Origin of the sequence: Frigidibacter sp. MR17.14, assembly GCF_037095735.1 — a bacterium.
In the GTDB taxonomy this organism is placed as follows: Bacteria; Pseudomonadota; Alphaproteobacteria; order Rhodobacterales; family Rhodobacteraceae; genus Frigidibacter.
The window spans coordinates 18,084-37,889 of the sequence record NZ_JBAWKD010000011.1 but is presented as its reverse complement, the minus strand read 5'-3'; the positions used below and the strand labels follow the sequence as shown (position 1 = coordinate 37,889).

Genomic DNA, 19,806 nt, shown 5'->3' with positions numbered 1-19,806 from the left:
TCCATGGCAAACCCGCTGAAATCCCCCGCCACCCTCGCCGCCCTCGCCTCGGGGGCCATCGGCCTTGGCCTGATCCTCTGGGCTTGGGACTTGCCGCCGTTCCACACCGCGGTCGAAACCACCAACAACGCCTATGTGCGCGGCAAGGTCACCTTCCTTGCCCCGCAGCTGGCCGGTCATGTCGCCGAGGTCACCGTGCATGACTTCCAGACGGTGAAGACCGGCGACGTGCTGGTGAAGATCGATGACCGCATCTATCGCCAGAACCTCGCGCAGGCGCAGGCGCAGCTCGAGGTGCAGCAGGCGGCCCTGCAGAACTGGGAGCAGTCCAAGGCCTCAGCCGAGGCCTCGATCCGCGCGTCACAAGCGAACGTCGAATCCGCCAAGGCCTCGCAACATGCCGCCGAGGCGAACTGGCAGCGCGTGGCGCCGCTGCGCGAGCGCGGCGTGGTAAACCAGGTGGACACCGACGAGGCCCGCGCAACGCTCGACAGCGCCAATGCCGCGCTCAACCAGGCGAATGCCAATCTCGACATCTCGCGGCAGGACCTGCAGACGGTGGTGGCCAACCGTGCCTCGCTGGTGGCCAACGTGCATTCCGCGGAAGCCTCTGTGGCCCTGGCGCAGATCGACCTGGACAACACGATCATCACCGCGCCCGAAGACGGCCGGGTGGGCGAGGTCGCGGCCCGGGTCGGCCAGTATGTCTCGGCCGGGACGCAGCTCATGGGGCTTGTGCCGGACCGGGTCTGGGTCGTCGCGAACTACAAGGAAACGCAGGTCGCGAACATGAAGATCGGCCAGGCCGCCGAGATCCGCATCGATGCGCTGGGCGCCGCCCGGCTGACCGGTCACATCGCGTCTTTCTCGCCGGCGACGGGCTCCGAGTTCAGCGTCATCAAGACCGACAACGCTACGGGCAACTTCACCAAGGTTGCGCAGCGCCTGCCGGTGCGCATCGCCTTCGACGAGGGCCAGCCCGAGGCCGAACGGCTGGTGCCCGGCCTCTCGGTCGAGGTGCGGATCGATACCGCCTCGGCGCCGGACGCACAGTAGGGGCAGGCGCCGGGCCTGGGGTTCAGACCCGCGTCAAACCTGCCGCGGCCGTCAGCCGGGCGATGTCGGGCTTCGACATCGTCATCATCTCCTCCATCAGCGCCTTGACCCGGGCAGGCGGGCCCGAGGCCCAGCCCTGCAGGGCGGCCGGCGTGATCTGCCAGTGGACCCCCCAGCGGTCGGTCAGCCAGCCGCACTGCCCACCCTGCCCGCCCGCGTCGATGAAGACGGCCCAGAGCCGGTCGATCTCGGCCTGATCGGCGCAGGGGATCACGGTGGACTGGCTGTAGTGATAGGGCTGCTTCATCCCGCCGTTCAGCGCCAGGAAGGCCCGGCCCGCGATGCGGAAGCTGACCACCATCGGGTCGCCGGCCGAGACCGCACCTTCGGGCAGCGCAATGTCGGGATAGCGGGTGACCGTGCCGATGCCGCTGTCGGGCAAGAGCCCCGTGTAGAAGCGCGCGGCGGCCATCGCCTCGGTGCCGTTCTCGAACCACAGGCAGGTCGCAAGATCAGGTGTCATCTGATCCTCCTCTCTCGTGTCCTCGAGAGGATGGGGCAGCGGATGCCCCCGGCAAGGCATCACCTTGAGATTATTATCAATGCGGCAATTTCACCCAGAAGTTGCGCAGCCCCCAGAACGTCGCCGGTGACACCGCCGATCTGCCTGCGGGCGATCAGCGCAACGCCCGCCTGCGCGATCGCCAGCGCAAGCAATGCCGCGAGACCGCCGGGACAGATGACGAGCGCGCCGCAGCCCAGACCGGCCGCGACCGCCGCGCCACCCTGCCCGACCGCGGCCGCGCCGGCCCCCAGGCCCTCGGCCCGGGCCTGTGGCATCAGCTGCTGCAGCGCGGGCAGCAGCGCCCGGCTTGCCGCCCCGGTGGCGATCAGCACGAGCGTGTCGTCCAGCGCGCCGATCAGCGCGACCTTGGCCAGCAGCGCAAGGCAAAGCGCCGCCGCGCCGTAGCTGCCCAGACGGCTGTCGCGCATGATCTCGAGCTTGCGCGCCCGGTCGCGACCGCCGCCGAAACCGTCTGCGCAGTCGGCCAGCCCGTCTTCATGCATGGCCCCCGTCACCAGCAGCCCCGCGGCCACGGCCAGCACGCCGGTGACCAGCGGGGGCAGATCGCCCGCCCCCCAAGCCACGGCGGCGATGATCGCGCCCACGAGCGCGCCGATCAGCGGCCAGGCCCAAGCGGTCTCGCCCATCGGCACGACCCGCGCGACCCGGCCCATCGGCAGCCGGGTCAGCAGCATCCCCGCGACGCGCAGCTCGTCGAGCCGCCTCATGCGCCGGAGACGCCCGCTTCCGCGAAGGTGGCCATGCCGTCATGCGCGGCCACCGCCGCGCGCAGCAGCATCAGCGCCACCGCCGCGCCCGAGCCCTCGCCCAGCCGCATGTCCAGATCCAGCAGCGCCCGCTTGCCCATCGCCGCCAGCAGCCGGGCATGTCCCGGCTCGGCGCTGGAATGGCCGACGATGCAATGGTCGAGAAGCCCCGGCACCGCAGCCAGCGGCGCGACCGAGGCGGTGCAGATGAACCCGTCAAGGATGACCGGCACCCGCGCCAGCCGCGCCGCGATCACCGCACCGGCAATGGCCGCCTGCTCGCGCCCGCCGAAGGCGAGATAGGGGCCGAAGGGCGCCGCGATCAGGTCGCGATGCAGCGCGATCCCCTCTTCGATGACCCGCGCCTTCAGGCTCATCCCGCCGGCGTCCGAGCCGGTGCCGGGCCCGACCCAATCCGTCGCCGTCCCGCCGAAGACCGCCCGCGCCAAGGCCGCCGCGATGGTCGAATTGCCGATCCCCATCTCGCCCAGCATCAGCACCGAGGCCTCGGGATCGACCGCCGCCGCGCCGGCGGCCATCGCCGCCAGCACCTCGGCCTCGTCCATCGCGGGGCCGGCGGTGAAATTGCGGGTCGGGCGGTCGAGCTCGAGCGCGACCACTGACAGATCGGCACCGGCGGCCCGGCTCAGCTGGTTGATCGCGGCGCCGCCGGCGCGGAAGTTCGCAACCATCTGCGCCGTCACCGCCTGCGGGAAGGGATTCACGCCCCGGTCGCAGATGCCGTGATTGCCGGCGAAGACCACCGCCTGCGCCTTGGCGATCGCGGGTCGCTCGCGCCCCTGCCAGCCGGCGAGGAACACCGCCAGCTCCTCGAGCCGGCCAAGGCTGCCCGGCGGCTTGGTCAGCTGGCCCTGCCGCGCCTCGGCCGCCGCCCGCGCCGCGGCATCGGGCGCTGGCAGGTCGGCCAGAAGATCAGCCAGCGCGCCAAGCGAGGCAATGTTGGATAGTCCGGTCATTTCACCCTCATCGGCAGCCCGGCGACGACGAAATCCACCTCGTCCGCCACCCGGGCGATCATCTGGTTCAGCGTGCCCTGCGCATCGCGGAACGCCCGCGACAGGGCGTTGTCGGGCACGATCCCCAGCCCCACCTCGTTGGTCACCAGCACCACCGGGGCCGCCTGCGCGGCCAGCACGGGCAGAAGCGCCTCGGCCTCGGCCCGCCAGTCGCGATGCCCGAACATCAGGTTCGACAGCCACAGCGTCAGGCAATCGACCAGCCGCGGCCCCGCGCCGTCGCTCGCCTGCAATGCCGCGGCCAGCGCCAGCGGTTCCTCGACCAGCCGCCACTCTGGCCCGCGCCGGTCGCGGTGAAGCGCGATGCGGACCGCCATCTCGGCATCCTCGCCCGCAGGCGGACAGGTGGCGATATAGACCGGCGCGCCCGCGAAGGCGGTCGCCCGCGCCTCGGCATGCCGGCTCTTGCCCGACCGCGCTCCGCCTGTGATGAGTATGACCGTCATGCGTCCCCCGCTGACCTCGCGAGAAACCACGGAACGCCCGCCCTTGCAACGCCCGGAACCGACAGACCCCACCCCGGTGGCGACCGACCTCTGGCTTATCCGCCATGCCCCCGCCGCGACCGGGGGCCGGCTTGCAGGGCGTCGTGACGTGCCCCTAGCCCCTTGCGATACAGGCGCGATGGCGCGCGCGGGCACTGCGCTCGGCCTGCCGCGAAGGGTGATCTGCAGCCCGGCGCAACGCTGCCGCGACACCGCGTCGCGGCTGTTCCCGGGGCTGGCGGCCGAGACCGACCCGCGCCTGTGGGAGCAGGACTTCGGCGACTGGGACGGGGCCGAGCCTGCCGACCTGCCCGATCTGGGGCCCCTGCCCCGCGCCGCGCTCGCCCGCCACGCCCCGCCGCGCGGCGAAAGCTTCGCGGATCTGGTGACGCGCTGCGCGCCGGCGCTTCTCGCGCTCGGCGGCGCGCCCGGCCCGGTGGCCATCGTCGCCCATGCCGGGACCGTCCGTGCAGCCCTGTCACTGGCGATGGGCTGCACGGACGCGGGGCTGGCCTTCGCGGTCGCGCCGCTGTCGCTCACCCGCCTCACCCTGTTGCCCGGCGGCCTCTGGTCGGTCGGCGCGGTGAACCTGCCGCTTTAGAGGCCGCGCCCGCTCTTGCGCCAGCGCAGGATTTGCCGGATCAGGGGCGCCGGATTTCGAAGGCGGTGGAAACATGTTCGCGGGAATGATGCTGGTCGGGATGGCGATCGAGGGGGCGCTCGGCTGGCCGGCCGGGCTACACCGGCTGATCGGGCATCCCGTCAGCTGGCTCGGCCGGCTCATCGCCGGGCTGGACGCGCGGCTGAACCGCCCCGACCGCAGCCCGGCGCAGCGACGCGCGCGCGGACTGTTCACCGCGCTGGCGGTGATCCTTGTCGCAACGCTGGTTGGCCTCGTGCTGCAGTCGGCCCTGCCGGGCGGGATCTCCGGTCAGCTGATCGGCGGACTGCTGGCCTTCCCGCTGATCGCGACCCGCTCGCTTTACGACCATGTCGACGCAGTCGCCCGCCCGCTGAACGCCGGCGACCTGACGGGGGCCCGCCGCGCGGTCGCACAGATCGTCGGCCGCGATCCGAACGCGCTGGACGAAGGCGGCGTCGTGCGTGCGGCGGTCGAGAGCCTCGCCGAGAACACCTCTGACGGGGTGATCGCGCCGCTGTTCTGGGGGGCGCTGCTGGGTCTGCCGGGGCTCTGCGCCTACAAAGCGATCAACACGCTGGATTCGATGATCGCCCACCGCACGCCGCGGCACGAGGATTTCGGCCGCGCCGCGGCGCATATCGACGACTGGGCCAATCTCGTGCCCGCCCGCCTGTCCGCCGCCCTGTTCGCGCTGGCCTCGGGCCGGCCGCGCGCGTCCTGGGCGGTGGTCCGCGCCGATGCGCGCCGGCACCGCTCGCCCAACGCGGGCTGGCCGGAAGCGGCGACGGCCGGGGCGCTCGGCATCCGGATCTCTGGTCCCCGGGCCTACAACGGGCGGATGTCGCAGGAACCTTGGGTCAATGCGCCGGGACGCAATGCCCGCGCCGCCGATCTGCGCGCGGCCCTCGGGCTTTACCTGCGGGCGATGCTGCTGACGGCGCTTCTCTTGGGCTTCCTGCACGTCCTCTAGACGCAAGGTGCCCAAGATGCGCGAGCCACACGATCAGGACAGGAAGTCGCGCACCTTCCGGGTCAGTTCGGCAAGATCGACCGGCTTCGTCAGGATCTCGGTCCGCTCGGTCGCGCTGCGGTTGCCCGAAACCGCCGTCTCGTCATAGCCGGTCACGAAGATCACCGGCAGGTCCGGACGCAGCGTGCGGGCGGCATCGACCAGCTGGTGGCCGTTCATCCCCCTCGGCAGGCCGACATCGGTCAGCAGCAGGTCGACGGCCGGCGTCGTCTGAAGAATCCGCAGCGCGTCCGGGCCGTTGCCGGCCTCGAGCACGGTCAGCCCAAGATCCTGCACCACCTCGACCAGCAGCATGCGCACCAGCACCTCGTCATCGACCACCAGCACTGTCCGGCCGGCGACCGACACCGGTCCCGCCTCGACCCGGCGCGGCTCGGCCACCGGCAGCGCCGCGCCGCTGCGGGGGAAACGCAGCGCGACGGTGGTGCCGCGCCCCGGTTCGGAGCGGATCACCAGATGCCCGCCCGACTGCTGGACGAAGCCATAGACCATCGACAGACCCAGCCCCGTGCCCTGACCCATCGGCTTGGTGGTGAAGAAGGGCTCGAGCACCCGTTCGAGCAGGTCGGGCGCGATGCCCGAGCCGGTGTCCTCGACCGCGATCTCGACGAAGTCGCCGGGGGCCACGCCCAGCTCCTCGGCCTCGGGCGGGGCGACGGTGCAGTCGGTGACCCGGATCGCGAGCCGCCCGCCGCCGGGCATCGCATCCCGCGCGTTGACGCACAGATTCAGCACCGCGCTTTCCAGCTGGTTCTGGTCGATCAGGATCGAGGCGGCCTGCGCCCCGCCCTGCACCGTGATGTCGATATGCGGGCCGACGGTGCGGCACAGCAGATCTTCAAGGTCGCGCACCAGCGCCAGCGGGTCGGTGACCTTCGGCTCCAGCGTCTGGCGTCGGGCGAAGGCCAGCAGGCGATGGGTGAGGGCGGCCGCGCGCTGCGTGGCGCCGCGCGCCACCTCGACATAGTGATCCAGCCGGTCGTGGCGCCCTTCGTCGATCCGGGTCTGCAGCAATTCGAGCGAGCCAGAGATCGCCGCCAGCAGGTTGTTGAAGTCATGCGCGAGGCCGCCGGTCAACTGGCCCACGGCCTCCATCTTCTGGGCCTGCCGCAGCGCGTCCTCGCGGTCAAGAAGCGCCGCCGTCTGCTCGCTCACCCGCTCTTCCAGCGTTTCGTTGAGGCGCCGCAGCTCCTCGTTCGCGCGGTCGCGCTCTTCTTCAAGCGCGCGTTTCTGGCTGATGTCGACCAGCACGCCCGAGAACAGGAACGGCGCCCCCGTCGCGTCGAGATCGACCCGCCCATTCGCCTCGAGCCAGTGATAGGCGCCGTCGGCCCGCAATGTCCGGTACTGGTTGACGTAGTCGCCGCCCTCCACCAGCACCTTCCCGACCGCCGCCCGCAGCTTCGGCCGATCCTCGGGATGCACGGTCTCGAGCGCCTTTTCGAAGCTGATGCGCTCGTGCACCGCGGCGGCATCCATGCCGAAGGCCTTGGCGAAGGCCTCGTCGATGGTGATGTCGTCCTCGGGGATGTTCCAGAACCAGGTGCCGATGATCGCGCCCGCTGCAAGCGCCAGGCTGACGCGCAGGTTGTTGTCGCGGGCCTTCGCCTCGCTCGCCCGCAAGGCGATCTCGGCGGTCTTGCGGGCGGTGATATCCCGGAACAGCACCGAAACCTGATTGAGCGACGCAGGCTCGACGCGCGCGGCAGAAACCTCGATGAAACGGCCGGCATCGACGAACTCGCGCTCGAAGCGCAGGGGCTGGCCGCTGTCGAGGATCTGGCGGTAGAGCCGGACCCAGGCCGGGGCTTCGGTCGGCGCGATGTCGTAGACCGACTTGCCGACGATGTCGGAGATGCCGGTGTGCCGGGCATAGCCGCTGTTGGCCTCGATATGGATGTAGTCGCTGAGCGGGCCCTCTGGCCCCTCGACGAACTCGATGATGCAGAAACCGTCGTCGATCGCCTCGAAAAGCGCGCGATACCTGGTTTCATAGCCGTCCTGCGCGGGCGCGCCAGGTTCCGCAGGCACCGTCCGGTCTCGCCATTCAGCCACGGCTTCACTCCTTCGCCTCGCGGGAAGCGAGTCACTGTGTCCTTCTTCGCAGAAAGCCGCGGCGCTTGAAATGGGGGGGGCCGGCCCGGTCGGACCGGGCGTGATCGCCCAGCGCGTCGTCTGGGTCGGCGGCGGGCGGTCGAGGTGTCCCTCCACGGGCCGCGGTCGATCGCGGTCACGATCGGACCCGCGGGGGTCAGTTCTGCCGCCATGAGCGATCCCCCCCAGCCGAGACCGACGATCACCACGTCGGCTTTTGGATTGGCTGCCATATGCAGCTGCCTTGTTTCGTTCGGGAACGCGCGCGTCAGTCGCGCGGGATCAGGCTGCCGGGTTCGAGGTCGAGCACCTCGCCCAACAAGTCGGGGCAAGCCCGGTGGTCGCAGCGGGCATCGAGGAAGCCGATCAGCTTCCTAGCCACCGTGTCGCGGTTGCCGCTATGGACCGGGTCGGCGACGTAGACTTAGCGGAGTTTCTGCGGCATCAGCTCGGAGGGCGCCCGCATGGTCACGTCCTCGGACAGGCTGATCAATGCGTCCTTCATGCCGCGCAGGATCTCGTCTTGCCGGTTCGGCTGCGGTTCGGTTGAAGCGGCGCCGTCATGATCCTGAACCCAAGCCTCGGGCGCCTTAAACCCGATGTCGTAGCGTTCGCGCGGGATGGCGATGAACTGCGGGGGCTGCGTCAACGCAACTTCGCCTGCGGCCTTCGGACCCTCGCGATAGAGGCCCGCCCCTTGACCGAAGCGGTCCGTCAACGGCGCGTCGAGGACGTCGATGCGGCCCGCCGCGCTGGCCGAAGGGCCCGGGTCGTCGGCCAGGCTCAACCGGTCGAAGACTGTGGTGACGGTGCGCCGCGCGGTGTCGTCGGTTAGCCCCCGGAAGCCGCCTCCTTGGCGCAGGGTGCAGGGCAGAACCTCCTCGGCCAGCGCCATGTCGGTCGGAGCACCGCGCATCGCGACCGCGCCGGCGCGTCCGACCGCGCTGCCGGCCGTAGCACCGCCGCCGCCAGCGCGCTGAGCGAACGCAGCACCTCTCGTCTGTTCATCGTCCACAGTCCTTCGCCTTCCCGCGAACGCCCGGGATCGCCCGCGCGCAGGGTCGGCGGCCGCACGCGCGGCGCGTGGCTGTTAGGGGACGCGGGCGTCTTGCACCGGTCGGGGATCGGGTTGTCAGTCTGACGCCGCAGGGTCGTGGCTGGGCCGCGGCCCCAAGCGTCGCAGCGAACCATCGGTCCTGCCGGAAGGCGAGACGCTCGGGCCGGGGCGCGCGCGGAACCCGTCATTTTGACGAGTCCAACCGCCCCGCCGGCGGTCTGTGGCACCTGCGGCCGGACAGCGGCCGCCTGTCGTGCCGAGCGCCAACGGCCCCGCACGCGGCAGGGCAAAGCCGCAACGCCGCAGGACGGGTTTCCCCGAAACAGGGGCGGGGGAGCGGTTTTCGCCTCTGGCCGGGGCCGAATAGGGAATCGCTCCCAAGCGGAAATCCTGCTTAGTTAAAGACGATAGAGTTGATCGTGTAATTCCACCCCAGAACCCGCCGAAGGGGTGGTCGGATCGTCACAGAAGGCTGACCAGATGACCCTTGACCTGACCCAGCGGCGCGGTCTGTCCCCCTCGGCGACCCCGATGCCGGCAGCCCCGAAACTGGCGGCGCCGCAGCTTGCGCTGATCTCGTGGATCGCCCCGCTTGGCGTGCTGCTGCTCTGGGAGGCCGCCTCGCGCGCCGGGCTGATCTCGGCGCAGGTGCTGCCCGCCCCCAGCAAGGTCGCGCTCACCGGCTGGGCGCTTCTGACCAATGGCAGCCTTCTTGCACATCTCGGGGCCAGCCTCGCCCGCGCCGCGGCCGGCTTCGCGATCGGCGGCGGCATCGGCTTCGCGCTGGGGATCCTCGTCGGCTTCTCGCGGCTGGCCGAGGCGCTGCTCGACCGCTCGATCCAGATGATCCGCGCCATCCCCTTCCTTGCGCTGCTGCCGCTGGTGATCGTCTGGTTCGGCGTCGACGAGGCCGGCAAGATCTTCATGGTCTCGCTCGCGGTGCTGTTCCCGATCTACATCAACACCGTGCTGGGCATCCGCCAAGTCGATCCGAAGCTTCTGGAACTGGCCCGTGTCAGCGGCCTCGGCCGGGCGCAGACGATCCGCCGGATCGTGCTGCCCGGCGCGATGCCCTCGATCCTGACCGGGGTGCGCTATGCGCTGGCCACGGCCTGGCTCGCGCTGGTCATCGCCGAAACCGTCGCCACCACCCGCGGCATCGGCTTCCTGGCAATGGATGCGCGCGAGTTCCTGCAGACCAACGTCATCGTGCTGACGATCTTGATCTATGCCGGGATCGGCACCGGGGCCGACAGCCTTGCCCGCGCGCTTGAACGGCGGCTGCTGGCATGGCACCCGAACTACGCGAAAGGAGCCCGCGCATGAGCCGCGCCCCCCACTTCCGCCCCGCCGTCACCGTCCGCAACCTTACCCGCCGCTATGGCGAGCGCACGGTGATCAAGGCGCTCGATCTCACCATCGGCGAAGGGGAATTCGTCGCCCTCCTGGGCGAAAGCGGCTGCGGCAAGACCACGCTGCTGCGCGCGCTGGCCGGTCTCGACCCGATCGAGGGCGGGCGGATCGAGGCGCCGGGCCGTCCGGCGATGGTGTTCCAGGAACATCGCCTGCTGCCCTGGGCCCCCCTCTGGCAGAACGTGGCGCTTGGCAACGAGACCGCCGCAGGCCGCCTGGCCGCCGAGGCGGCGCTGACCGAGGTCGGCCTTGCCGGGCGCGAGACCGACTGGCCGCGCAACCTGTCGGGCGGGCAGGCGCAGCGGGTGGCGCTGGCGCGCGCCCTCGTGCGAGAGCCGCGGCTGCTGCTGCTCGACGAGCCCTTCGCCGCGCTCGACGCGCTGACCCGGATCAAGATGCATGTCCTGATCCGCGAGCTGGTCGCCCGCCACCGCCCCGGCGTGCTGCTGGTGACCCATGACGTGGACGAGGCCGTGGCCATCGCCGACCGGATCCTGATCATGCGCCAGGGCCGGATCGCCGCCAGCTACGACACCGCCGACACCGCCGGTCTGCGCGACCGCCTTCTGGCCGAACTTGGGGTCGAGACCGACACCCGCGCCGCCTGACCGCAACCCATGAACCGACCGAAGCAAGACCGGGCCGGCCCGCAGGGCGGAGCCTTGCCCGAAGGAGACCAGACATGACCCTGACCAGACGTTCGCTGATCCAGGCCACCGGCGCCACCGCCGCCCTTCTTGCCATGCCCCATGTCGCCCGCGCCGCGGGGACCGAGACCGCGCGTCTCGGCTGGGGCCGCGGCGGCCTGCCGCTGATCGCCAAGCAGCGCGGCGCCTTCGAGAAGCAGCTGGCCGAGCAGGACATCAAGGTGGAATGGGTCGGCCCCTTCCCCAACCACGCGCCGTCCCTGCAGGCCGTGGTCGGCGGCAGCGCGGACTTCGGCTTCTGGGGTTCGACCACGCCGGCGCTGGCCGCGATCCTCGCAGGCCAGGACCTCGTCTTCACCCAGTTCAACGTCTATTCCCCGCGCTCGACCGCGATCATCGTCAAGAAGGACAGCGGCATCGACAGCGTGGCGGACCTGAAGGGCCGCAAGATCGCCGTCAACCGCTCGGGCCTGGGCGAGTTCCTGCTGATCGCGGCGCTCGAGAAAAACGGGCTGACCCGTGACGACGTCACCGTCGTCTACCTGAACCCGCCCGATGCCGCCCCCGCCTTCGGCCAGGGCAAGGTCGATGCCTGGTCGATGTGGACCCCGGCCGTCGACATCGCGCGCGAGCAGTTCGACGCCAAGGACATCTTCTTCGAGGGCACCGACCTCGACTTCCTGATCGACTATTCCTCGCTGGTCACCACGCGGGCCTTCGCGACCGAGAAGGGTCGCGTCGTGCGGGCCGTGATCGACGCCTATCGCACCGAGGGCGATTGGATCAGCGCCAACCCGGTCGAGGCCGAGACCATCGCCCAGGCCGAGGGCCAGTATCCCGACGCCGTGCGCGACCACCTCGTGTCGCTCAACCGCCAGAACACGTTCTTCGAGGCCGACGACGCCCAGTTCCTGACCGAGTTCCAGCGCGCCGCCGACTGGCTGTCCGAGCGTGCGATCCTGCCCGACCGCATCACCGTCGCGGACCACGTCCTGCGCCCGCAAGGAGCCTGACCATGACGACCCATGTCCGTCTCGGCGTGAACGTGCTGGCCTCGGGCCGTCATGACGCCGCCTGGAAAACCCTGCCCGATGCCGCGACCCTGTCGACCGACATCGACGCCTTCACCCGCATCGCCAGGGTGGCCGAGCGGGGCCGGATCGACGCGCTGTTCCTTGCCGACGGCCCCGGCGGCCTTGTCGAGGAAAGCCACACCCGGCCCTGGCGCGCGCTCGACCCGGTGACGTTGCTGGCCGCGCTCAGCCAGTCGACCGACCACATCGGGCTGGTGGCCACGACCTCGACGATCTTCGGCCATCCCTACACGGTCGCGCGGCAGATCGCCTCGCTCGACCACATCTCGAAGGGCCGCGCGGCCTGGAACATCATCACCAGCCAGACGCCGGTGGCGCTGGCGGCCTATGGGCTCGACCACGGGTTCAGCCAGGAGGACCGCTATCAGCGCGCCCGCGAATTCGCGGAAATCGTCACCGGCCTGTGGGACTCGGTTCCGCAAGAGGCCGTGGTCGCCGATGCCGCGCGCAACGTCTTCGTCGATCCCGCGCGCCTGCGCCCGATCGACGTGCGCGGCCGCCACTTCACCGCGAAGGGCGCGCTTTCGGCTACCGTGCCGCCGCAGGGCCGGCCGGTGATCTTCCAGGCCGGGCAGTCCGAGGACAGCAAGGCCTTCGGCGCCGCCTATGCCGATGCGCTGTTCACCGGGCAGCGCACGCTGGCCGGCGGACAGAAGTTCTTCGCCGACGTGAAGGCACTGGCCCGCGCCAACGGCCGCGACCCGTCGCAGCTTCTGGTCATGCCGGGTCTGTTCCCGATCCTCGGCGGCACGGAAGCCGAGGCACTGAAGCGCAAGGCCGAGCTGGACGAGGGCCTCGACATCGCCTTCCTGCACGGCGAGCTGGCGCGCCACTTCGGGCTCGACCCCGACGATCTGCCGCTGGACGAGGTGCTGCCCTTCGACCGCATCGACGCGGCAGAGTCGGGCGTGCCCATCGCCTCGCGCTGGCCGCGTGCGCAGATCCTGTCCGAGGCCCGGCCGCGGGGCTGGACCGCGCGGCAGGCGGCGCTGTCGAACATCATCGGCGGCCACCGCATGGTCGTGGGCACGCCCGATAAAGTGGCCGACGACATCCTGCACTGGGTCGACACCGGGGCCGCCGACGGCTTCAACCTGAACATCGACGTGCAGACCTCGGGGCTCGAGGACATCGTCGACCACCTGATCCCGATCCTGCAGGCGCGCGGCCGGTTCCGGCGCGACTACGAGGGCACGACGCTGCGCGACCACCTCGGGCTCGACCATTTCCAGGCGGGTGCGACGCGCGGCCATCTGAGTGTGCCGCTGCAGCCCGCCCTGCGCACCGGCACCGGAGACTGACATGCGACACGACCAGTTCATCGCCGGGACCAGCGCCCCGGACTGGGCGCCGGTGACCCGCAGGCTTGGCCTGCACACCCTGTTCCAGGTCTTCGCCGAGGGCGCGGCCGCGCGCGACACCAGCCGGACGCTGGCCCGCGATGAGATTCAGGAGCTTAAGCGGCGCGGCTTCGGCGCCCTGCGGCTGCACGGCATCACCCTGCCCGAGCTTTTCGCACTGGCCCGCGACCTGGCCTCGGCGGACCCGAACATCGCCCATGTCTTCCGCAACCATTTCTTCGCGGTCGAAAGCCATCTGCGCACGCCCGGCGCCCCCTTTTCGGCCAAGGTGCTGAAGCTGGCCGATGCCGGCGCGATGTTCGGCGTCGCCTTTTCCGAGGCCGCGGGCGGGCCCGCCGGCAGCCGCGACCAGACACCGGGGGCGGAACTCGTTCCCGACGGCACCGGCTTCCGCGTCTCGGGCACGAAGATCTATTCCACCGGCAATCTCTATGCCGACCACCTCTTCGCCTCGGCCCGCACCCCGGATGGCGTCACCCGCCAGTTCTTCATCTCGACCGCGGCCGAGGGCGTGGGGCTGGACGACGACTGGGACGGATTCGGCCAGCGGCTCACCGGCTCGGGCAAGACCGTGTTCGACCGGGTGCGGATCGAGGCTGCGGACCTCTACGACCTGCCGAAACCCGACCCCGAGGCGCCGTTCCTCTATGCCTTCACCTTCCATCAGGTCTACCTGACCACGGTGATCTCGGGGATCGTCACCCGGATCCTCACCGACGCCATCGCGCTGGTGCGGGCCCGCGGACGCAACTTCTATCACGCTTTGGCCGAGCGCCCTGCCGACGAACCCGAGATCCAGTCGGTGATCGGCCGCATCGCTGCCCATCGCGCCGCGATCCTCGGCGTCACCGACCGGGCGATCGCCGCGCTCGACCACTCCTGGTCCCGGGCCGAGGGCCCTGACGCGCACCGCCTGTCCATCGAGGCCAGCATCGCCGCCGCCGAGGCGAAGGTCGTCACTGACGAGACGGCGGCGACGCTCGCCTCGCTGCTGATCGACGTGGCCTCGGGCAGCGGCGTGTCGCACTCCCGCGCGCTGGACCGGCACTGGCGCAACATCAAGGTCATCGCCGCGCACAACCCCCGGATCTACAAGGAACGGGTGATCGGCGACCATCTGCTGAACGGCGCGCTGCCGCCGACCGGCGCCTTCTTCTGACAGGAGTTCACATGACCCGCACCCTTTCCCCGCGCGACCTGCGCGCCGCATGGGCCGCGAACCGCGAGATCGCGCTGATCGACCTGCGCCCCGAAGGCCCCTATGCCGACGGGCACCCGCTTTTCGCGCTGTCGGTGCCGGTGAGCGAGCTCGAGGTGACGCTGCCCCGGCTGGTGCCCCGGCTCTCGACCCCGGTCGTCGTCTATGACGCCGGCGAAGGCTATGCCGCCGCCGCCCTGCCCCGGCTGGCCGCGCTGGGCTACACCGATGTCGCCGTCCTCGACGGCGGCCTGGCCGGCTATGCCGCAGAGGGCGAGATCTACATCGACGTCAACGTGCCCTCGAAGGCCTTCGGCGAACTGGTCGAGTCGATCCGCCACACGCCCTCGCTGCCGGCGGCAGAGGTGAAGCGCCTGCTCGACAGCGAAGACGACCTCGTCGTGCTCGACGCGCGGCGCTACGAGGAGTTCAGCACGATGAGCATCCCGCGCGGCCAGTCGGTGCCGGGCGGTGAGCTTGTCTATCGCATCGCCGAGATCGCGCCCTCGCCCGAGACGCTGGTGATCGTCAACTGCGCCGGGCGCACGCGCAGCATCATCGGCACCCAGAGCCTGATCAACGCCGGCATCCCGAACCGGGTCGTCGCGCTGCGCAACGGCACCATCGGCTGGACACTGGCCGGGCTCTCGGTCGAGACCGCGGCACGGGCCCGCGGCGCCGATCCGTCAGAGGACGCCCGGGCGCGGGCGCGACAGCGCGCCCACGACTGGACCGCGCATGTCGGCGTGCCGGTGATCGACGCCGCGACCCTGACCGACTGGGCGGCCGAGGGCGACCGCACGCTCTACCTTCTCGACGTGCGCACGCCCGCCGAACATGCGCTGAGCCATCCGCCGGGCTTCGTCTCGGCCCCCGGCGGACAGCTGGTGCAGGCGACCGACGAATGGCTGGGCACCCGTGGCGCCCGCGTCGTGCTCTACGATGACGACGGCACCCGCGCGCGGATGGCGGCAAGCTGGCTGGTGCAGATGGGCTGGGACGCCGCGGTGATCGACGACCCGCGCGGCTTCGTGCCGCCCGCCCCCGCCCCCGGCTGGGCGCCCGAGGTCGACACCGTGCCCCACGCGCCCGAAGGCGCGACCATCGCCGATCTCGCCCGCCATGCAGAGCACGCGCGCGGACATGTGCCCGGGGCGCACTGGGTTTCCGGCCCCGATCTGGCCCGCGATCTCGCGGCGCTGCCGGGCGAGGGGCCGATCGTGCTGACCTCGCCCGACGGGCGCGTCGCGGCGGCCAACCTTGTGCAGGCGCGGGGGGCGACGCCACGCCCGGTGCATGTGCTGGCCGGCGGCACCGCGGGCTGGCACGGGCCGCTCGAAACCGGCAGCCGGGCGGTTTCGGTCCCGAACGACGCCTACAAGCGCCCCTACGAGGGCACCGACAACGCGGCCGAGAAGATGCAGGCCTATATCGACTGGGAACTGGGGCTGGTCGCGCAGCTGGCCAATGACGGCGTCTCGCGCTTCCGCGTCATCCGCGCCGCGCCCCAGGCCAGCGACGGCTGACCGAGGCTGACCGGCGGCCCACCGGCGGCGCAGACATGCGCTGCGCGCGATGGCCCGCTTGCGGCTGCCGGCGGGCCGGGCGAAGGTGCCGCGTCTGCGGAGACTCCGCCCGCGCCCCTCAGAGAGGACCCGATGAAGCTTGCCATGTATCAGGGCCATCCGACGGATGGCGACATCGAGGGGGCCTTCGCGCGGATCGCGGCGCTGCTGGCCTCGGCCGCCGCAGCCGGGGCGCGGATGCTGGTGCTGCCGGAGCTGTTCCTGCCCGGCTACAACCGGCCCGACCTGCATGGCACGCTGGCGCAGCCGCTCGACGGGCCGTGGATGACGCGGGTCGCGGCGCTGGCGCGCGCCGCTGGCTGCGGCGTGACGCTGGGCTGGGCCGAGCGCGAGGGCGACAACGTCTTCAACGCCGCGACCAGCTTCGACGCCACGGGCCGGCGCATCGGCCATCACCGCAAGATCCAGCTGTTCGGCGCGATGGAGCGCGACAGCTTCACGCCCGCGCCCTGCGCCTATCCGGTGTTCGAGGTCGAGGGCGTGCCGACCGGGATGCTGATCTGCTACGACGTCGAATTCCCCGGCCATGCCGCGGCTCTGGCCGCCGCGGGGGCGCGGATGATCCTGGTGCCGACGGCGAACGGCATCGAATTCGAGCTGGTGCAAAGGGTGCTGGTCTCGGCCCGCGCCTATGAGAACCGGCTGGTCATCGCCTATGCGAACTGGTGCGGTTCGGAACGCGGGCTTGCGTTCAGCGGCCAGTCCTTCGTCGTTGGCCCCGATGCCCGGCCGCTTGCCACGGCCGGTGACGGCGAGGCGCTGCTGATCGTCGATCTCGACAGCATCGCCCGGATCCCCGAGGCCGTGCTGTCGACCCAGGCGCGCGACTGGCGCGGCGCCTGAGGCCGATGCCTGCGCAGGCGGCCCCGCGGTGGCGAACCGCCGCGGGACCGCATGGCGTCAGCGAAGGTATTTCTCGACCAACCGCGCCCAGAGCGCCGCCCCGGTGGTGAGGCTTTCGTCCGCGAAGTCATAGGTCGGGCTGTGCAGGATGGCCGAGCCCATGCCGTTGCCCAGTCGCAGGAAGGCGCCCGGCTTGTGCGCGAGGTAGTGCGAGAAATCCTCTGACCCCGGGATCAGCGGGCAGACCGCGACCTTGTCGGCGCCGATCAGCTCGCGCGCGACCTCGGTCGCGAATTCGTTCTCGGCCTCGGAATTGCACACGACCGGATAGCCCGCGTCATACTCGATTTCGGCGACCGCACCGAAGCCCTGCGCGACCGCGGTGGTCAGGGCGGTGATGCGCTCTTTCAGCACCGCGCGAACGTCGGGCTCGAAGCTGCGGATCGAAATCGCGAACTCGGCGTGCGAGGGGATGACGTTCACCGCCTCGCCGGCCTTGATCGTGCCGACGGTGACGACCGCGGCCTTGGTCGGGTCGACGCTGCGCGACACCACCGTCTGCAGAGCGACGACGATCTGGCAGGCGACGACCAGCGGGTCGATGGTCAGATGCGGGCGCGAGGCATGGCCGCCCTTGCCGTTCACCCGGATGAAGGCGGTGTCGGCGGCGGCCATCAGCGGGCCGTTGCGGGTCAGGATCGTGCCCTCGGGCGCGCCGGGGTGGTTGTGCAACCCGTAGATCACGTCGAAGGGGAAGCGCTCGAAGAGCCCATCCGCGATCATGCGCAGCGCGCCCGAGTCCTTCGAGGATTCCTCGGCCGGCTGGAAGATCAGCGTGACCGTGCCGTCGAAGCGGCGGGTCGCGGCCAGGTATTCGGCCGCACCCAGCAGCACCGTGGTGTGCCCGTCATGGCCGCAGGCATGCATCACGCCCGCCACCTTCGAGGCATGGGCCGCGCCCGTCGCCTCGGTGATCGGCAGCGCGTCCATGTCGGCGCGGATCGCGATGCCCTTGGTGCCGGTGCCGGCGCTCAGCCGCGCCACGACGCCGTGGCCGCCGACGCCGCGGGTGACCTCGTAGCCCCAGCCTTCCAGCTTGTCGGCGACGAAGCGGGCGGTTTCGGCCTCTTGGTGCGACAACTCGGGGTTTTCGTGCAGGTGACGGCGGATCGCGATCAGCTCGTCCTTCTTCGCCTCGAAGTCCGCGACCCGGGCGAAGGCATTGTCGTCAAGCATTGGTCAGTCCTGAATGTCGAAGGCCACCCCGGCAAGGGGCGGCCCGGAGGGTCAGATGAAGCGCGCAAGGAAGCTTTGCGTGCGCGGATGCTGGGGATTGACCAGCACATCCTCGGGCTTGCCCTGTTCGACGATCACGCCGCCGTCCATGAACACGACCCGGTCCGCGGCCTCGCGGGCGAAGCCGATCTCGTGGGTGACGACGATCATCGTCAGGCCTTGCCTGGCCAGATCCTTCATCGTGGCCAGCACCTCGCCCACAAGTTCCGGGTCCAGCGCCGAGGTCGGCTCGTCGAAGAGCATCACCTTCGGGCGCACGGCCAGAGCGCGGGCGATGGCCACGCGCTGCTGCTGGCCGCCGGACAGCTGGCGGGGATAGGAATTCTCCTTGTCCGCCAGCCCCACGCGCTTCAGCAGTTCCCGCGCATAGGCCACCGCCTGCGCCTTCGGCTCCTTGTGGATGCCGACCGGCGCCTCGATGATGTTCTGCAGCACGGTCATGTGCGGGTAGAGGTTGAAGCTCTGGAACACCATGCCGATGCCGCGGCGCTGCCTGGCCACGCCATTGGCCGACAGCTTCACCAGCCGGTCGCCGCGGATCTCGTAGCCCATCTGCTGGCCGTCGACGAGGATCGCGCCCTTCTGGATCTCTTCCAGATGGTTGATGCAGCGCAGGAAGGTGGACTTTCCCGAGCCCGAGGGGCCAAGGATCACCACCACCTCGCCCGGGGTGACATCAAGGTCGATGCCCTTGAGAACCTGCAGGTCGTCATAGGCCTTGTGCACGTTGCGTGCCTGGACGATGGCTTCCATCAGACCTCTCCCGCCGGCTGGACGACCCGGTTGCGCCGGTCGCTGCGGCCGTAATAGCGCTCGATCCAGCCCTGGCCCACGTTGAGGATCGAGGTGATGATCAGGTACCAGATCACCGCCACCAGCAGCATCGGCACGATCTCGAACGTGCGGTTGTAGATCGACTGCACGGCATAGAGCAGATCCGACATCGCGATGACCGAGACGAGCGAGGTCGCCTTGACCATCGAGATCAGCTGGTTGCCCGTCGGCGGCACGATCGAGCGCATCGCCTGCGGGATCACGATCCGGCGCAGAGCACGACCACGGGTCATGCCGAAGGCCGAGGCGGTTTCAGCCTGCCCGCGATCGACCGACAGCAGGCCCCCGCGGATGATCTCGGCCATGTAGGCGGCCTCGTTCAGCGCAAGGCCCAGAACCGCGGCGGTCAGCGGCGTGATGACGCTGTTCGTGTCCCAGCCGCCGAAGGACGGGCCGAAAGGCAGCCCGATCGACAGCGTCGGGAACAGCGTCGACATGTTGTACCAGAAGATCAGCTGCACCAGCAGCGGCGTGCCGCGGAAGAACCAGACGTAAAGCCCGGCCAGCACCTGCGCCAGCCGGTTGTCCGACATCTTCATCACCGCGACGATCAGGCCGATGATCGTGCCCAGCACCATGCCGACGACGGTCAGGCCAAGCGAGGTGCCAAGTCCGCGGATGACTTCCGGGTTGAAGAAATATTCGCCGATGACCGGCCAGCCGAAGTTCGGGTTGTTGGCACAGATCCAGGCGAAATCGGCCGCGATCAGCAGCACCAGTGCCCAGAGCACCAGCTTGGTGACGGGGAACGGCACATGCGCGCTCGCCACGTCACGGAACTCCCCGCCGCCCGAAGGCGA

Annotated in this window: 19 protein-coding genes; 10 read left to right on the top strand and 9 right to left on the bottom strand. The window is 70.5% G+C overall.

Translation table 11 applies throughout. The features are described from left to right. Nucleotides 1-3 precede the first annotated feature (3 nt). Nucleotides 4-1,056 carry an HlyD family secretion protein gene (locus V8J36_RS19115; RefSeq protein ID WP_336468918.1) on the top strand — a complete coding sequence of 351 codons (1,053 nt, stop codon included), beginning with the start codon at nucleotides 4-6 and terminating at the stop codon, nucleotides 1,054-1,056. Between the two features lie 22 nt (nucleotides 1,057-1,078). Here the strand turns inward: V8J36_RS19115 and V8J36_RS19110 are convergent, their stop codons facing one another. From V8J36_RS19110 to cobU, 4 genes are read right to left on the bottom strand one after another with little or no spacing between them, the layout of a single operon-like run. Next, nucleotides 1,079-1,579: a VOC family protein gene (locus V8J36_RS19110; protein ID WP_336468917.1), complete on the bottom strand. Its 501-nt coding sequence runs from the start codon at nucleotides 1,577-1,579 to the stop codon at nucleotides 1,079-1,081. Between the two features lie 59 nt (nucleotides 1,580-1,638). After that, on the bottom strand, nucleotides 1,639-2,349 hold the full coding sequence (gene cobS / locus V8J36_RS19105) for an adenosylcobinamide-GDP ribazoletransferase (RefSeq protein WP_336468916.1): 711 nt from the start codon (nucleotides 2,347-2,349) through the stop codon (nucleotides 1,639-1,641). Next, nucleotides 2,346-3,365, bottom strand: coding sequence for a nicotinate-nucleotide--dimethylbenzimidazole phosphoribosyltransferase (cobT, locus tag V8J36_RS19100; protein WP_336468915.1), 1,020 nt, complete (start codon nucleotides 3,363-3,365; stop codon nucleotides 2,346-2,348). The genes cobS and cobT overlap by 4 nt, the downstream gene beginning before the upstream one ends. Next, the gene (gene cobU, locus V8J36_RS19095; RefSeq protein ID WP_336468914.1) at nucleotides 3,362-3,871 is read right to left on the bottom strand and encodes a bifunctional adenosylcobinamide kinase/adenosylcobinamide-phosphate guanylyltransferase; all 510 of its coding nucleotides are present in this window, start codon (nucleotides 3,869-3,871) and stop codon (nucleotides 3,362-3,364) included. Before cobU ends, cobT begins: the two co-directional genes overlap by 4 nt. A 76-nt stretch (nucleotides 3,872-3,947) precedes the next feature. Here cobU and V8J36_RS19090 point away from each other — a divergent pair, with 76 nt between their 5' ends. Beyond that, complete coding sequence (locus tag V8J36_RS19090; RefSeq protein ID WP_336468913.1) at nucleotides 3,948-4,511, top strand: histidine phosphatase family protein; 564 nt, start codon at nucleotides 3,948-3,950, stop codon at nucleotides 4,509-4,511. A 73-nt stretch (nucleotides 4,512-4,584) separates the two neighbouring features. After that, complete coding sequence (cbiB, locus tag V8J36_RS19085) at nucleotides 4,585-5,523, top strand: adenosylcobinamide-phosphate synthase CbiB (protein ID WP_336468912.1); 939 nt, start codon at nucleotides 4,585-4,587, stop codon at nucleotides 5,521-5,523. Nucleotides 5,524-5,556: 33 nt separating this feature from the next. Here the strand turns inward: cbiB and V8J36_RS19080 are convergent, their stop codons facing one another. Next, nucleotides 5,557-7,638: an ATP-binding protein gene (locus tag V8J36_RS19080; protein ID WP_336468911.1), complete on the bottom strand. Its 2,082-nt coding sequence runs from the start codon at nucleotides 7,636-7,638 to the stop codon at nucleotides 5,557-5,559. A 463-nt stretch (nucleotides 7,639-8,101) separates the two neighbouring features. Next, a complete protein-coding gene (locus tag V8J36_RS19075; RefSeq protein WP_336468910.1) occupies nucleotides 8,102-8,692 on the bottom strand; it encodes a gluconate 2-dehydrogenase subunit 3 family protein in 591 nt (196 codons plus the stop codon). 522 nt (nucleotides 8,693-9,214) lie between these two features. Here V8J36_RS19075 and V8J36_RS19070 point away from each other — a divergent pair. The 7 genes from V8J36_RS19070 to V8J36_RS19040 all read left to right on the top strand — a co-directional run bounded on the left by V8J36_RS19070 (nucleotide 9,215) and on the right by V8J36_RS19040 (nucleotide 16,876). Further along, nucleotides 9,215-10,060, top strand: coding sequence for an ABC transporter permease subunit (locus V8J36_RS19070; protein ID WP_336468909.1), 846 nt, complete (start codon nucleotides 9,215-9,217; stop codon nucleotides 10,058-10,060). Continuing rightward, nucleotides 10,057-10,755, top strand: coding sequence for an ABC transporter ATP-binding protein (locus tag V8J36_RS19065; RefSeq protein WP_336468908.1), 699 nt, complete (start codon nucleotides 10,057-10,059; stop codon nucleotides 10,753-10,755). Before V8J36_RS19070 ends, V8J36_RS19065 begins: the two co-directional genes overlap by 4 nt. Nucleotides 10,756-10,829: 74 nt before the next feature. After that, on the top strand, nucleotides 10,830-11,807 hold the full coding sequence (locus V8J36_RS19060) for an NrtA/SsuA/CpmA family ABC transporter substrate-binding protein (protein ID WP_336468907.1): 978 nt from the start codon (nucleotides 10,830-10,832) through the stop codon (nucleotides 11,805-11,807). A 2-nt stretch (nucleotides 11,808-11,809) separates the two neighbouring features. Then, the gene (locus V8J36_RS19055) at nucleotides 11,810-13,189 is read left to right on the top strand and encodes an NtaA/DmoA family FMN-dependent monooxygenase (RefSeq protein WP_336468906.1); all 1,380 of its coding nucleotides are present in this window, start codon (nucleotides 11,810-11,812) and stop codon (nucleotides 13,187-13,189) included. Between the two features lies 1 nt (nucleotide 13,190). Next, on the top strand, nucleotides 13,191-14,408 hold the full coding sequence (locus tag V8J36_RS19050; RefSeq protein WP_336468905.1) for an acyl-CoA dehydrogenase family protein: 1,218 nt from the start codon (nucleotides 13,191-13,193) through the stop codon (nucleotides 14,406-14,408). 11 nt (nucleotides 14,409-14,419) lie between these two features. Next, nucleotides 14,420-15,973: a rhodanese-like domain-containing protein gene (locus V8J36_RS19045; RefSeq protein ID WP_336468904.1), complete on the top strand. Its 1,554-nt coding sequence runs from the start codon at nucleotides 14,420-14,422 to the stop codon at nucleotides 15,971-15,973. 132 nt (nucleotides 15,974-16,105) lie between these two features. Continuing rightward, nucleotides 16,106-16,876, top strand: a complete 771-nt coding sequence (locus tag V8J36_RS19040) for a carbon-nitrogen hydrolase family protein (protein WP_336468903.1) — start codon at nucleotides 16,106-16,108, stop codon at nucleotides 16,874-16,876. Between the two features lie 57 nt (nucleotides 16,877-16,933). Here V8J36_RS19040 and V8J36_RS19035 read toward each other — a convergent pair whose 3' ends face one another. From V8J36_RS19035 to V8J36_RS19025, 3 genes are read right to left on the bottom strand one after another with little or no spacing between them, the layout of a single operon-like run. Beyond that, on the bottom strand, nucleotides 16,934-18,112 hold the full coding sequence (locus V8J36_RS19035; RefSeq protein WP_336468902.1) for a M20 aminoacylase family protein: 1,179 nt from the start codon (nucleotides 18,110-18,112) through the stop codon (nucleotides 16,934-16,936). 51 nt (nucleotides 18,113-18,163) lie between these two features. Further along, entirely contained in the window at nucleotides 18,164-18,925 is a 762-nt protein-coding gene (locus V8J36_RS19030) for an amino acid ABC transporter ATP-binding protein (RefSeq protein ID WP_442902511.1), read from the bottom strand. Next, the gene (locus V8J36_RS19025; RefSeq protein ID WP_336468901.1) at nucleotides 18,925-19,776 is read right to left on the bottom strand and encodes an amino acid ABC transporter permease; all 852 of its coding nucleotides are present in this window, start codon (nucleotides 19,774-19,776) and stop codon (nucleotides 18,925-18,927) included. Before V8J36_RS19025 ends, V8J36_RS19030 begins: the two co-directional genes overlap by 1 nt. Between the last annotated feature and the right edge of the window lie 30 nt (nucleotides 19,777-19,806).

Coding starts and splice junctions, on each gene's coding strand:
- V8J36_RS19115 (WP_336468918.1), top strand. CDS start 4: ATGGCAAACCCGCTGAAATCCCCCGCCACCCTCGCCGCCCTCGCCTCG.
- V8J36_RS19110 (WP_336468917.1), bottom strand. CDS start 1,579: ATGACACCTGATCTTGCGACCTGCCTGTGGTTCGAGAACGGCACCGAG.
- cobS (WP_336468916.1), bottom strand. CDS start 2,349: ATGAGGCGGCTCGACGAGCTGCGCGTCGCGGGGATGCTGCTGACCCGG.
- cobT (WP_336468915.1), bottom strand. CDS start 3,365: ATGACCGGACTATCCAACATTGCCTCGCTTGGCGCGCTGGCTGATCTT.
- cobU (WP_336468914.1), bottom strand. CDS start 3,871: ATGACGGTCATACTCATCACAGGCGGAGCGCGGTCGGGCAAGAGCCGG.
- cbiB (WP_336468912.1), top strand. CDS start 4,585: ATGTTCGCGGGAATGATGCTGGTCGGGATGGCGATCGAGGGGGCGCTC.
- V8J36_RS19070 (WP_336468909.1), top strand. CDS start 9,215: ATGACCCTTGACCTGACCCAGCGGCGCGGTCTGTCCCCCTCGGCGACC.
- V8J36_RS19065 (WP_336468908.1), top strand. CDS start 10,057: ATGAGCCGCGCCCCCCACTTCCGCCCCGCCGTCACCGTCCGCAACCTT.
- V8J36_RS19060 (WP_336468907.1), top strand. CDS start 10,830: ATGACCCTGACCAGACGTTCGCTGATCCAGGCCACCGGCGCCACCGCC.
- V8J36_RS19055 (WP_336468906.1), top strand. CDS start 11,810: ATGACGACCCATGTCCGTCTCGGCGTGAACGTGCTGGCCTCGGGCCGT.
- V8J36_RS19050 (WP_336468905.1), top strand. CDS start 13,191: ATGCGACACGACCAGTTCATCGCCGGGACCAGCGCCCCGGACTGGGCG.
- V8J36_RS19045 (WP_336468904.1), top strand. CDS start 14,420: ATGACCCGCACCCTTTCCCCGCGCGACCTGCGCGCCGCATGGGCCGCG.
- V8J36_RS19040 (WP_336468903.1), top strand. CDS start 16,106: ATGAAGCTTGCCATGTATCAGGGCCATCCGACGGATGGCGACATCGAG.
- V8J36_RS19035 (WP_336468902.1), bottom strand. CDS start 18,112: ATGCTTGACGACAATGCCTTCGCCCGGGTCGCGGACTTCGAGGCGAAG.
- V8J36_RS19030 (WP_442902511.1), bottom strand. CDS start 18,925: ATGGAAGCCATCGTCCAGGCACGCAACGTGCACAAGGCCTATGACGAC.